This is a genomic window from Thiocystis violacea (assembly GCF_016583565.1).
GTDB classification, from domain to species: domain Bacteria; phylum Pseudomonadota; class Gammaproteobacteria; order Chromatiales; family Chromatiaceae; genus Thiorhodococcus; species Thiorhodococcus violaceus_A.
Map to the genome: position 1 here is coordinate 51705 of NZ_NRRF01000018.1, position 13840 is coordinate 65544.

General features: G+C 65.1%; 8 protein-coding genes. 4 read left to right on the forward strand and 4 right to left on the reverse strand.

The window, feature by feature from the left end; genetic code table 11:
• Nucleotides 1-183: 183 nt before the first annotated feature.
• Both fabA and CKO23_RS09845 read left to right on the forward strand, forming a co-directional pair.
• The gene (fabA, locus tag CKO23_RS09840) at nt 184-699 is read left to right on the forward strand and encodes a 3-hydroxyacyl-[acyl-carrier-protein] dehydratase FabA (RefSeq protein ID WP_200330522.1); all 516 of its coding nucleotides are present in this window, start codon (nt 184-186) and stop codon (nt 697-699) included.
• An 83-nt stretch (nt 700-782) separates the two neighbouring features.
• Nucleotides 783-1214, forward strand: a complete 432-nt coding sequence (locus tag CKO23_RS09845) for a DNA polymerase III subunit chi (RefSeq protein WP_200330524.1) — start codon at nt 783-785, stop codon at nt 1212-1214.
• Here the strand turns inward: CKO23_RS09845 and CKO23_RS09850 are convergent.
• The 3 genes from CKO23_RS09850 to CKO23_RS09860 all read right to left on the reverse strand — a co-directional run bounded on the left by CKO23_RS09850 (nt 1211) and on the right by CKO23_RS09860 (nt 10504).
• Complete coding sequence (locus CKO23_RS09850; protein WP_200330526.1) at nt 1211-5866, reverse strand: PAS domain S-box protein; 4656 nt, start codon at nt 5864-5866, stop codon at nt 1211-1213. The two genes, CKO23_RS09845 and CKO23_RS09850, sit on opposite strands and share 4 nt — an antisense overlap.
• Nucleotides 5867-5948: 82 nt before the next feature.
• The gene (locus tag CKO23_RS09855) at nt 5949-7043 is read right to left on the reverse strand and encodes a response regulator (protein WP_200330528.1); all 1095 of its coding nucleotides are present in this window, start codon (nt 7041-7043) and stop codon (nt 5949-5951) included.
• A gap of 638 nt (nt 7044-7681) precedes the next feature.
• Nucleotides 7682-10504, reverse strand: a complete 2823-nt coding sequence (locus CKO23_RS09860; RefSeq protein ID WP_200330530.1) for a UvrD-helicase domain-containing protein — start codon at nt 10502-10504, stop codon at nt 7682-7684.
• Between the two features lie 571 nt (nt 10505-11075).
• On the opposite strand from CKO23_RS09860, the gene CKO23_RS09865 reads away from it, so the two are divergent.
• Both CKO23_RS09865 and CKO23_RS09870 read left to right on the forward strand, forming a co-directional pair.
• Nucleotides 11076-12206, forward strand: coding sequence for a hypothetical protein (locus CKO23_RS09865; RefSeq protein WP_200330532.1), 1131 nt, complete (start codon nt 11076-11078; stop codon nt 12204-12206).
• Nucleotides 12173-12955, forward strand: a complete 783-nt coding sequence (locus tag CKO23_RS09870) for a hypothetical protein (protein ID WP_207168496.1) — start codon at nt 12173-12175, stop codon at nt 12953-12955. Before CKO23_RS09865 ends, CKO23_RS09870 begins: the two co-directional genes overlap by 34 nt.
• A 143-nt stretch (nt 12956-13098) precedes the next feature.
• Here CKO23_RS09870 and CKO23_RS09875 read toward each other — a convergent pair whose 3' ends face one another.
• Complete coding sequence (locus CKO23_RS09875) at nt 13099-13722, reverse strand: thioredoxin family protein (RefSeq protein WP_200330536.1); 624 nt, start codon at nt 13720-13722, stop codon at nt 13099-13101.
• Nucleotides 13723-13840: the final 118 nt, after the last annotated feature.

The window sequence follows — 13840 nt, forward strand, 5'->3', positions numbered from 1 at the left end:
GACAGGATTCGGCGACGCAATCACAGAATGCCCGCGCTGTTCATCGATCGCGCAAACCCGCGTCGACCGGAGCCCTGTTCGTCCTGCCTCAATCACAACCAGGCGGTCGCCCCGTCAGACCCAGGTCACTGCGACGGAACGACCGAGCCCAACTGTTTCCCGTCGAGGAATCCAGGATCACCCGTGAATAAAGAAGCCTCTTTCGATCGCGATGAGCTGTTGGCCTGCGGGGCCGGCGAGATGTTTGGACCTGGGAACGCCCAGTTGCCCGTGCCCAACATGCTGATGATGGATCGCGTCATCCGGATCGCGAACTTCGGCGGCGCCAATGGCAAGGGCGAGATCCTCGCCGAGCTGGACATCAACCCCGACCTCTGGTTCTTCCAGTGCCACTTCCCGGGGGATCCGGTCATGCCCGGCTGCCTGGGTCTGGATGCCCTCTGGCAGCTCGTCGGCTTCTATCTGGCGTGGATCGGCAATCCCGGACACGGCCGCGCCCTTGGCGTCGGCGAGGTCAAATTCACGGGGCAGGTCCTGCCCAGTGCGACCAAGGTGACTTACCACATCGACATCAAGCGCGTCATCTCGCGCAAGCTGGTGCTCGGCATCGGTGACGGCGTGGTCCAGGTGGACGGGCGAACCATCTATACGGCCAGCGATCTGCGGGTCGGACTCTTCACCTCGACCGAGGGCTTCTGAGGGCCGCCGGGCGGGCCGGCAGCCACCAGGCCACAGGCCACGGCGCGGGTGCCCTTCGGACAGCGGAGGCGCGAGACAGCGGCATGACCAAGATCGACTTCTACAGCCTTGAGCCCGAGAGCCGCGGCGACCGCTTCCTGCTGACCTGCCGACTGGTCGAGCGGATCCGCGCCAGCGCGCTTCGGATCCTCATCCACTGTCCGGACCGCGAGGAGGCGCGCCATCTCGACCGCCTCCTCTGGACCTTTCGCGACGACAGCTTCCTGCCACACGGTCTCGTCGATCAGGTGGATCCGCATCTCACGCCCATCCTCATCAGCACAACCGCAGCCCCCGAAACCGAGCGCCAGGTCTTGATCAACCTCGCGCCCCAGGTACCCAGCTTCGTCGCACGTTTCGAGCGCGTCTGCGACCTCGTCGACCACGACCCCCGTCTGCGCGACGCCGGACGGGAACGCTACCGTCTCTACCGCGAGCAGGGCCACAGCCTGAAACACCACCAGATCAGGCTCTAGGTGCCTGTCCGGGCGCGCGCGGCTCTCAGCGTCGCGAGCGCGACATCGAACTCGAACCCTTCGATCTGGTGCGCGAGTCGATCGAAGGACGTACCCAAAACCGCACGCAGCTGAACGGCCGACGCCCGCAGGCATTGGATCGCCTGGCTGTCGTCTTCCGCAAGGAGCCCCTCCAGCGTCTCCAGGACGGCCCGTAGCGCCTGGTGGTCCAATGCCGGCGGTTCGGGTTGTGGGTACGCTTCCGGCAAGGCGCAAATGGCCTTCACCAACGCGGACAAGGCCATCTCGGCTTCGGCAAGCAGCGCCTCGGGGTCTTGCAACTGCGTGTCGGCCCGACAGTGCTGCTGCAAAGCAGACACAGCGTCCGCCAAGTGATCAGCCCCCAGATTGGCCGCGACGCCCTTCAGGCGATGTGCGATCTCGGCGGCATCGCCCCACCGTCCCCGCGCCAGCAGCGCCCTCAGCCGCTGCAGATCATCGCCATGGCCGGCCGCGAACATCCGCAGCAGCCGCACATAGCTCGCGCCTTTGCCGCGAACCACCTGCAGTCCGCGCGCAGCATTCAGCTCGGGGATCGCCTCAAACTCCGCCAAGACGGCATCGTCGACGACCGCCGCCGCCTCCTCGGCATCGGCGATCGAGGGATCCACCTCTGGCTCGGCCCCCGGCGCTAGCCAGTCCAGCAAGGTGGCGTAGAGCACGTCCGGCTCGACCGGCTTGGGGACAAACCCGTTCATGCCGGCTTCCAGGCAGGCGCGCCGGTCTTCCTCGAAGGCATTCGCCGTCATGGCGAGGATTGGGATGCTGGCATGCACCCCATCCGCTCTCAGGCGACGGGTGGCCTCCAGCCCATCCATCACCGGCATCTGAACATCCATCAGGATCAGCGCGTAGGACGCGGCGGCTGCACGCTCCAGGGCCTGGCCACCGTGCTCGGCGGTGTCGACGCAGAGGTCGACGGCACGCAGCAGCTCAAGCGCCACTTCCCGGTTGATCGCGTTGTCCTCGACCAGGAGCACGCGCGCACCCCCGACGCGCCGCCGCAGCTCGGCCTCGGCGCCGTGCATCCGGGCCGCCATGGGGGCCGCGCTGGACTGGCGACCGCGGCCGAGCCAGGCCGTAAACCAGAAGAGGCTGCCCACCCCTGGCTCACTCTCGACCCCGACCTCGCCGCCCATCAGCTCGGCCAAACGCCGTGTGATCGCGAGCCCGAGGCCGGTTCCGCCGTGCTTGCGCGTCGTTGAGGCATCCGCTTGAGCGAAGGCCGTGAAGAGCCGCGCAATCTGCGCGTCGGTCAATCCCACGCCGGTATCGCGAACCTCGAAGCGCACCAGCAGGCGGTCTCCCGCTTCCGCGACCAGACGCGCACCCAGCTTGACGCTGCCCTGCTCGGTGAACTTGACCGCGTTGCCGGCGAAGTTGAGCAGGGCCTGGCGCAAACGGGTCGGATCCCCGCACAGCCACGGCGGCACATCGCCCGGATCGACCTCGATGCGCAGTCCCTTGGCCTGCGCCTGATCGGCGATCATGGATCTGGTGTAGTCCAGCACGACCGCCAGGGCGAAATCGGTCGCTTCCAGCTCCATGCGCCCCGACTCGATCTTGGAGAGATCGAGCACATCGTTGATGATGGACAGCAGGTGTTTGGCGGCCGCCTCGATCTTGCCCAATGCCTCGGCCTGATCAGGGGTGACCTCGCCCTGCTGCAGCAGATAGGAGAAGCCCACGATGGCATTCATGGGCGTGCGAATCTCGTGGCTCATATTCGCCAGGAAGGCGCTCTTCGCCCGGTTGGCCTCCTCGGCGCCCTGCCGCGCCAGTTCCCGCAGGCGCTCGGTCTCCTTCTGAACGCTGATGTCACGGGAGAAGCCAACGGTGCCCAGGATGCTGCCATCGGCATCCAGCACGGGCGCCTTGAAGGTCTCGCTCCAGATGGGCCGCGCGCCGGGAATCAACTCTTCCACCACTTTGGAGCGCCCTGTCTCCATGACCTCTACGTCGTCCGCGCGATAGACGCGCGCAACCTCGTGAGACCAGATCTCGAAATCGGTCTTGCCGACCATCTCCTCGACCGCGCGCCCGCAGGTCTCGGCGGTCGCGCGGTTGAGCGCCATGAAACGGCCCTCGCAGTCCTTGAGCCAGATCAGCAAGGGGATGTTGTCGATCACGGCGCGCAACGTCTGGCCCTGACGGCGCAGCTCGGCCGTGCGGCTGTCCACCAACGCCTCAAGCTCGCCGCGGTAGCGCTCCACCTCCAGGCTGGCCTCCTTGAGCGCGCTGATGTCCTGGATCGAGCCGCACATCTTCACCGCGCGGCCATCCCGCAAGACCGGCCGCCCGATGGTGCGGATCCACTTGCGCCGACCATCGGCCGCAACTAGCCGCAGCTCCAGGTCATAGGGCTCACCCAGGTCGCGCGCCTTGGCGATGGCCGCTTCGAGGCGCCGGCGATCTTCGCCCTCGAAGAAGCCGAGCCCAATGCCGGCATTCGTCGTCTGATCCGGACGCATGCCATGGATGCGCGCGACCTCCTCGGTCCAGGTCCCCTCACCCGTTGCCGGATCGAACTCCCAGGCGCCAATGTGGGCGATGGCGCTCATCTCGGAGAGGAGCTGATGGGTCTCGCGAATCCACCGCTCCGCCTGCTTGCGCTCGGTGATGTCACGGCAAACGCAAAGGATCTCCTGCTCGCCGCCCCAGCTCACGCCACTGACACCGACCTCCACGTCGAATTCGGAGCCATCCTTGCGACGATAGCGCGTCTCGACAAGCGCCCGCAGATTCCCCAACTGAGAGAAGCGGCTGCGCACCTGCGCCTCGTCCAGCAAGACGTCGTAGTCCCAGGTTTGCAGGCCGATGACTTCCTCGAGCGGATAGCCCAGCATCTCTGCGAATCGGGTATTGGCCTCGATGATGCGATGGTCGCGATCGATGACCAGAATCCCGTCCCGCGAGCCCTCGATCAGCGCCTGACGGCGCCGCGTCTCATCCGCCAGCGCGCGGTTGACGCGATCGATCTCGGTGATGTCGCGCGAGACACCAAAGACGCCGATCGCCCGACCCTGCCCATCGCGTAGAGGCCCCTTGCTGGTCAGGAAGGTACGCTCGCCCCTCAGGGTCTTGAGATGCTCCGTGAAGCTGGTCAGACTGTTTCCCTTCAACACCTCGAGATCCGTGGCCTTGATCGCTTTGACCGCATCTGGCTCGAAGAAGGCGGATTCGTCGTGTCCCATCACCTGCTCGACCGACACCCCGACGAGCTCCGCCGCCGCCTGGTTGAAGAGAATGTAGCGCCCCTCCCTGTCCTTGGCGTAGATGGCATCGGTCGAGCCATCCACGATAGCGTCCAGCAGACTCAATGCCTGAAGCCGCTCGGACTGCGAGCGCTGCAGCGCCTCGGCCATCGCGATCCGTTGGCGCTGGCGCATCAGGAAGGCACCGGCGGCCGTCATGAAGAGTGCCAGCAGCCCGGTGAAACCGATCCACAGTGAATTTCCGGTCGCCTCTGCATAAATCTCGGCGACATCCATCTTGACCACCAGGAGCCAATCGGTCCCGGGAACCGCAACGCCAAACCCGATCACAGTCTCGCCGCGGTAGTCCTCACCCTCGACCTGACGTCCGATCAACCGGGTATCGCGCAGATACTTGGCCGTCAGCAGCTCAGGCGTCGCGAGCGGCAAGCTGAAGGTCAGCGGCTGATCCCCCTGATGCCTCAGCTGATTCAGAAACAGCACCCGCTCGCCCTCGCGTCGACACAAGAGCGTCTCGCCCGTCGTTGAAGGCACGGGCCACACCTGGAGTTCCGGGTAAAGGAAGGCGGCGGGATCCGTGTGCAGCACCAGCACGGATCCTGGCGCGCCAGCCTCACCGCGCGGCAAGGGCACCAGGAAGTCCAGGTGGTTCTCGCCCGCGCTATCGCGGTAGGGTCCGTAGTCGCCGATCGTTTGTGTCTCCGCGACCCCTCGGGCGGCAGTGACGAGCCGCTGCGCCAGCGGATGCGCGCCGCTGCGTGAGCGCCAGATAGCCTTGCCCTCCGCATCGAGCACAAGCAGCCCTTGAATCGCGTTGTAGGTGGCAAACTCCGCGAGCTGCGCCCTGAGCCGAGGCTGAGTCAGAATGCGCTGCTCAATGGGTTCCCCGGAGCCAAGCCCGACCAGGATCGCGCTGGCACGAATGAAGGCGGCATCGCCCCGACGCTCGTCGAGCCATTCGGAGATCTGGCGACTCTTGAGATCGGCGATGGTCTTGAGCCGAGCCGCCGCCGTTTCCTTCTGCTGCTCGACGTTCAGATAGATGCCACCGGCCGTCAGCAGGAGAATGGCCGCCGCCAGCAGCGAGAAGGGCAGGATCTGCGCGCGGCCCCGGTAGGTCGCCTTTCGGGCACTCTGGGTATCCGCGATGGGTTGCGGCAGCGACTGAATGAGCAGATACCGAATGAGCAGATACAGCAGCAGCGTCGTGGCGAGCACGAAGAGCGTGCCATTGAGGCCCGCGAGGGGCGCGAGCCTCGGCTCGAGGGCGATCAACCAGGCGACGAGAGGGTCGTAGCCGAGGATCCAGAGTGCCGCGAAGCTGGCATAGCCGAGCGGAATCCAGAGTGCCAGCGGCTGACCGCCTCCCCTGGATCTCAAATCCGCCTCAGGACTCATGGCGTCATCCTGTTGAAACCGCCCACGGAGCTGGGGCGGCCGATCTGTCACGTCGCGTACATCACCTCAGTCGGACAGGCGGTTAAAGTCCGTTTTCACCGAACCTGTTCGCGACCTCGCAGAACTCGTCGTAGGTGGCGAGGAAGGCATCGGCCACGTCGGGGTCGAAGTGGCTGCCCCTGCCCTCGCGGATGATGTCGCGCGCCTCCGCATGGCTCATCGCCGGCTTGTAGACCCGCACCGAAATGAGTGCGTCGAAGACATCCGCCAGGGCCATGAGACGCGCGGAAATGGGGATCTCGTCCCCCGCCAGGCCATCCGGATAGCCGCGGCCGTCCCAGCGCTCATGGTGGTGACGCGCGATTTCCTTCGCGAGGATGAGGAACTCCACCGGACGCTCGGCATCGCGCTCCGCCAGCTCGATGGCGTCGCTGCCGAGCTTGGCGTGTGTCTTCATGATCTCCCACTCCTCGGGAGTGAGCTTGCCGGGCTTGAGCAGGATGTGATCTGGGATGCCGACCTTGCCGATGTCGTGCAAGGGTGCGGATTTCACCAAGAGATCGATATTGTGCGGCGTCAGGAGCGGCGCGAAGCGCGGATGCCCTTGCAGGTGAACGGAGAGGGCACGCACATAGCCCTGGGTTCGGCGCAGATGATTGCCGGTCTCGGGGTCGCGAATCTCCGCAAGATGGGCCAGCGCATGGATGCTCACGTCCTGCACGATGAGGTTCTCATGCAGACGCCGCTTCAGCTCGCTCTCCAGATAGGCATTCTGGTTCCTCAGCCAGTCCCGCGCCTGCTTGAGCTCCAGCTGGGTGTTGACCCGGGCACGCAGGATCGACGGCACGATGGGCTTGGCGATGTAGTCGACGGCGCCGACGTCGAGACCATGGATCTCCGCCTCCGTGCTGTCCATGGCCGTCACGAAGATGACCGGAATATCGGCGGTCACGGCGTCGGCCCGGAGCTTCTCGAAGACCTCGTAGCCATCCATCTCCGGCATCATGACATCGAGCAGGATGAGGTCCGGCGTCGGCGTGGTCTTGACCACACGCAGCGCCTTCTTGCCCGAGGTCGCGGCGCGCACCCGGTAGTCCGCCTGGAGCAGTTCGTTGAGGACGGCCAAGTTCTCCGGCGAATCGTCGACGATCAGGACAGTCGCGGCGCCTTCACGCATCAGCGATGCTCCCGTCGCACCTCGGGCGCCCAGCCACCGAGCATTGGCGCCTGGACTCAGGCGGATCGAAAGCACTGCAAGCCGTTTGGGTGGTGCAAGAGGACAGTCTGGCATGGTTTGCCAAAGCGCCACTGACATGTACTGACAAGGTCTACACCCTCTGGTTTGTGTGAAGAAGACGTTGTACGAAGAAGACCCAGCAGTCAGAGTGACCACGAAAGATTAATACTACTTTGTTACCTTTATGCGCCTGATTTAGCGAAGGTCACTCTGTGTGACCAGGCAATCCGTCTGCTCCCGGTGGCGCAAACGCCTCTTTTGCACGCATTACGACCCCAATGAACAGGCGAGCGATCTAGATTAACCTTTATAGATCAAATACATCAGAAATATTCTAATCTAACAAAGTAGAATTAAGGGGCTTTAACAATTTTAGGGCACTCGGATCGCCGAAAGCGCGACATCCATCTCAATCCTCAGCCGCCCTCGGCATCGCCACCTGGGCCAGATTCTCCGATGGCCGCTACCCGCTAACCCGCGCGCACGCCATGACAGGATTCAAGTGTGGACCTCATAGGCGCCAAGCGCTAGGAACTGGACTGGCAACCAGTGCGTCAGAACAGCTCTTCGAGGTCCCCTCACCCAGATCCATCAAGCATCAAGAGATTCCGCAGCGCCATCATGGCCTTGGCCGCCTCGGCGTTCGGATCCCATCGGGTATTGCCCCAACGAACCGGATCACGTAGCTGTGCCGCAAGGCGCAGCGGCTGGAGCACGCGATAGATGGGCCGCCAATCCCCTTCGACGCGTAGGGCCAGTTGTGGATTGATCAGATACTGGCCGTGCTTGAGGCGGCGGAAGAGCTTGCGGTTGTAGGGATCGTCGCGCTGGATCTCGTTTTTCGACAGGATCGAGGAGATGTAGGGGCGCTTCTTGCGCCGCTCGGGGACGATGGAATCCGGGAACTGCGCGAGCAGCTCGGCGAAGTCGATGGCCGAGAGCGCATTGCGGCGACTGGCCCAGTGCTCGCCGAGGCGTTGATAGAAGAGCACCATGGCGATGCAGAGCATCAGATACTCCATCAGCCGTTGGTCGAGCTTGATCAGCCGCCCGTCGATCTGGATGTCCAGGCTGGCCGGGGCGAGACGCTCGAACAGCGCGGGGAGCTTGCCGCGGGCGAAGCGCGCGTCGGCGCAGGCCCGCTCCAGTGCGATCTGGAAGGCGTTGAGCCCATTGCCATCCACCAGGCCGGTGTCGGCGTCGCGATCGAGCAGCGTCTCGACCAGCTCGGCATTGCCCATGCGGCTGGCGATCATCAGCGGGGTCTGGCCGAAGACGTTGCGGAAGTCGACACCGTATTGATCGACCTGGCGCAGGACGGTACCGGGATGCTTGAGGGTGTAGGGCAGGTAGTGCGTGCGCTCCAGCACCGTCATCGCCTTGTCGGGCTGCCGCGCGGTCTTGAAGCCGCCTTGGACCAGCGCATTGAGCAGGCGCTGATCGCGATACACGAGGGCGTACTCCATGAGGGCGATGCGCGCCTTCTTCTCGCCGCGCTGCAGCGCCTTGTCTTCCAGCTCGGCCAGGGCATCGCCCTGAATGACCGCCCACGGGACCGCACGTTGCTTGAGGATCTGCTCGCGAATCTCGGCCGCCTGCTCCTCCTTGCCCTGCAGCTCGAGCCGATGGGCCTCGTGGCGCCACTCCTCCAGGCTCGAGCGCGCTTCCTCGACATCCTCCACACCCGCGAGTGCCTCGGTCAGCCCAAGCAGCGCAAGCAGCGGCTGCTTCGATCGGGGCTCGATCAGGTAGAGGTTCTTCACCGCCCGCGTCACCGCTACGTACAGGGCATTGATGTAGAACTTGTAGATCTCGAGTGACTTGTCGCCCTTGTCGCGGACACGCGCATAGCGCAGCTCGCCCTGCAGGTCGGCCTCGCTGAGATCGCCGGCGATCTCGCGGAAACGCTTCTCCTCGCCCGAGAGGAAACCGTAGAGCAGGACGTTCTCGTACTCCAGCCCCTTGGCCTCGTGGATCGAGAACACCAGCGGGGTGCGGAAGAACTGGCGGACCTCGGCCTTCTGCTCCGGATGCAGCACCAGGATGGCGAAGCGCGCCGAGGCGGCGGTGCGCCGGTCGAGGTCGCGCTTGATCCGGTCGCTGTCCTGCAGCAGGGCGACACGCCCGAGCGCTGGGCCGCAGCTGCGCACCAGATAGTTGCTCTCGCGGTCCACGGAGCCGAAGCGCGCGTGCTTGATGTGCAGCAGCCGGTTGGCGATCGCGGTGACTTGGGGCGAGTTGCGGAAGTTGGCGTTGAGGATGCGGATCAGATCCGCCGGGGCGCCGTCGCCCTGCTCCCGCCAGAACAGGGTCTTGACCTTGGACCAGGAGAAGAAGTTGGGGTGCACGATCTGGTTGGAATCGCCGCACAGGAGAAAGCCGCTGGGGGTGCGCAGCGCGCGCAGGATGAGCAGCAGCTGGACATTGGTCAGGTCCTGCACCTCATCGACGACCACGAAGTCGTAGCGCGGGCGCACGCGCGCGAGCCAGGCATGGCTGACGAGATTGGCGTCGAACCAGCCCTGCTCGTCGAGGAAGCGCAGATACTTCTCGAAGAGGTCGTAGACCTCGGCGCGGGTCTCGGGCGGGTAGATCGACTGCTTCACCCCCAGGGCGCAATAGTCCTCGCGGCTGAGATAGGCACGCTCGGGATCGGCGCCGCTGATCGCGCCCTGAAACTCCTCGAACAGCTGATGGCTGTCCTTCAATGCCTTCGGCAGGCGCTGGCGATCGGCCCAGGCGGAGAAGGCGCGTGGCGTGATCTCCTTGCCGCTGGGGACCTGGATGCTCTCCAGGTACTCGCGGAACGAGAGGAAATCGACGCTTTGGTCCTCGCGCTCCCAGCCGTTGGCGTAGTAGAGGTCGCGCGCGTTCCGCACCAGAAACGGCGAGCGTGTGACGTAGAGGACGTCGCCGCTCGCCTCCTTCATCTTCTCCAGGGTCAGCGCCGTCTTGCCGCTGCCGGCGGAGCCGATGATCACCAACGGCGGCGGCTGCTGGTAGACCGCCTCCTGGTCATCGTCGAAGGACAGCACCTTGTCGAGCAGATGGAACCGGGGCAGCTTGGGGTTGAGATAGCTCAGCGGCGGCGCGTCCCCGGCAACCTCTGGCGCCACGGCGGGGATGCGCGCTTCGTCGATCTCCGCGCCCCGCGCCAAGAAGCGCGACTTCTCGTAGGCGTGTGCGTGGATGTACTCGAGCATCAGGACATAGCGCTCGTCCTGGTGGCGATAGAGCGCGAACAGCATCCGATTGCTGCGGTCGAGGCGCGCCCGATAGAGGTTGTCACCCACCTTCTTGACCTCTGCCGAACTGAAATCATCGGCGGCCAGAGAGGCGGCGAGCTTGTCGTAGCCCGGAATCGCTGCGGTGTCGAGACCGCGGTAGGTGAGGATCTTCATACGGCGCCAGGTGTCGGTGGATGGTGGCAGCGGAGTCGTCCGCTCGATCACGCCATCTTAACGACTCGGTCGCGATTCCGGCAGACCCGGACCCCTGGTCACGACCTGGATGGTCATCGTTTAGCGCAATCGGCAGGTGGAGGGGCGCTGGAAGGGGTTGGTGATAGCGACCGATACGCGGCGTGACCGCACCGCATGCCTCGAGTCGGTTAGGCCCAGGGAGGAGGCCCAACGAAACGGCGCATGGCGGGCCTCCTAGCGTCGGCCCAACCTACAAACGCTGGCCAGCCCGCATCGCTGATCGTCGCTCCCAGATACGCCGATACAGCAAGATCGACCGCATGTCGAAGAGCTGTGCTAGCATTCCCGCCTTTAAGTCGGCTAGGAGTCGCGCCGGCGGGCACTGGCAGGGCAGCGCGCCTCTGCCAAGCTCGGCCTTGCGGGAATACGTCGCCAAGACAGCGACCGACTCGCCAGTCCCGCCCCGAAAGCCATTGGCGCGCCTCCAGCCAGAAACGCTGGCCACGCGTCGCTGCGATGTCCGCAAACATTCCATCTAGAGAGGTTTTGGGTGAACGTGCGTTTGAATGCCAGCCTATGTTGTGTGGCGATCTCCGGCCTGCTGCTCGCGGGCTGCGCTGGGGCTCCAACGTCTTCCTACTCATCCAACCCGGCCCCGGGCGTCGCGCCCTTGCCGGCCAATCTCGGCAACCTCCCGCAAACCACCTTGCCGGGCGCGAGCCGCAGCGAAGTCAAATCCCTCGCCATGGGCGCCGCCCGCAGCAAGGGCTGGAGCATCGCCGGCTCAGGCGTCGATCGACTCATCGCACAGCGGGCGTACGACGCCTCGATGGCCCCCGCGTATGGAGCCGGATCGCCGATCCCACCAGGTTCGACGCTCGAGGTGACATCCTTCTTCCTGGAACAGGGAGGCGGCGTCAATGTCGCCACCAAGGCCGAGGTCGTTGCGCCAGCCATGGGCGGCCGTCCAGCGGCACGCATGGACTACACGGACGCTTACCGCGACATGCTCAGCCAGTCGCTCGACTCGCTGCAGGCATCCTGGTCGCACAACCGCGGCCGTATCGCGCAGGCGAACCCGCCGGCCGGTGGCTGGGGTGATCCCTGGGCCGGCACGCCCTATGCCCGCCCAGCCAAGACAGAGGCGCCGAGCAACCCGTCCACGGACGTCGCCCGCTCGGCTCCCGACTTCGCCGACGCCGAGCCCGACGACCAGCCGGCGCCAAGCGACTTCGAGCGGTCAGCCCCGAGCCCAACCAGAACGGAAGCGCCGCGTGTCGTCGAGCGGCCGGCACCCAGCCCTTCGACCGCGTCGAGCCCAGCCTACAGTCGGCCGATCCCCGAGCCACGCCGTCGCCCCGCGACCGCGGCGCCCGTCGTGGACGCGACCAGCGTGCTCAGTACGCAGAACCGCAACCGCAGCGCTGAAAGCCCAGAGACACCGCTGCCGCGTCGCGACAACATGATGACACTCCCCGACAGCCAAAGTCGCCCGACCAGCAGCCTCACCTCGGCCGCCTCTGCCGAACAATATGCCCGGCAACGCGGCTGCCAGGTCTCCGGCTCCGGATCCCAGCTCATCGAGTCTCGCCAGGACGGTGAGGTACATAAGGTACCCTGCGAGGGGAGCGACAGCTTTCTCGTGAAATGTCAAAACGGAACCTGCCAAGGACTCCTCTGACCACGCAGAGCCCGCCGGGTGCTGCGTCAGCACGCTCGGCGGCCAACCCTCAGACCTGGCGCTGGCCAGGCCCTGGCCGGCGGCTGCGTCTTGCAATCGCCGCGCTCACCTTTTTCCAAGCAAGCTGGATCCTCGCCCTATCGATCCCCGGCGTCTTGCTCTTCGGTGCCAACCTCAACGATGCGCGATCCTTCGCGGTGGAGAGCGCGGCAAGCCGAGGCTGGCGGATCCTCTCCGTCTCCACTCGCTCGGCCGTGTTCGAGCAGATCCTCGCGGGTGACGACGCATCCGGCGTCCTGGTCGCGGAGCGGCTGCTTCGGATCTACGCGAACTTCTCCGAGGAATCCGACGGCGCCCGCGTCACGCTGCGCGCGGAAGAGGTGGAATGGCCGGGCACCGAGGACGAATGGCGAAGCGACGTGACAGAACGCTACGCGGAGAACCTCGACAAGGCGCTCGCCTCCCTGCGCGGCAAGTGGGACACCCAGCGCCCCGGCGATAACCCGAGCGCGGACGCACGCGGCATGGGCAGCCTGATCGGCGAATCCACGGGGGCGTCGCCCGGTGCCGGCGCGCACTGGGCCTATGCCGCGGAGCGCTACGCCCAAAGCCGCGGCTGCGTGCTCACGGAACGCGTCACCCAGCTTGCCTCCTCGGGCCAGGACTGGGAAGAGCATCGCGTTTTCTGTCAAGACGGCTCACAGATCTTGGTGCAATGCCGCTACGGAGACTGCACCTCACGCCCGTGATCCCGCGTGCTCGCGCGGAAAAATGTACCCCTGAGCATAGATCGACGGCACTTGGCGCAGAGCGCCGAGAGGTGCGACGAGAACCATCGGGTTGATGAAATCTGCCCGCCTGAAAGGCGGGGTTTGAACCTTGGGTATCAAAATCAGTATTTGACCGAGCAGCCATAGGGCCGTGTCGCCGACTGGCTCACCGGTTTACCGGCCGAGAGGTCGGCCAAGGCCGCGCGGACATAATTGGTCGAACCCTCGATGTCGGCAGGATCGGTCGTCGGCCGATCGTCGATACCACCCATGTAGACCAGCGTCCCCGAGCCGTCGATGACGTACATGTGCGGCGTCGTCTTGGCGCCGTAAGCACGGCCGATGGTGCCGTCCGGGTCGAGCAGCACGGCGCTCGGCGCGGCATCGCGCCGCTTGGTCAGGGCATCGGCTTCGGCCGGGCTGACCTGCCCCTGCTTACCGGGCGCCGATGAGATAACCGACAGCCAAACGGCACCACTGCCGGTCGCCTCACGCTGCAGGGCCTGCATGTTGCCGCTCTCGTAGTGCTTGCGCACGTATGGACAGTCGTGATTGGTCCATTCCAGCACCACGGTCTTGCCCTTCAGATCGTCAAGGCTCCAGGACTGGCCAGCCGAATCGGTCCCCTTGAAGGCCGGTGCCGGGGCGCCGATCACGGGTTCAGCCAGGGCACTGGCAGTGACCAGCAAGCCGATCAGCGTGAGCGAGGCGGCGCGCGCCAACTGCGCGATGTTGGAACGAGTCATGATTGAACGAATCAATGGCTGTACTCCTCAGTGGTTGGACTGCTCGATGGTTGAACTGCTCGATGATTGAATCGCTAGATGGTTGCACTGCTAAACAGTTGCACTGCTCAATGGAACG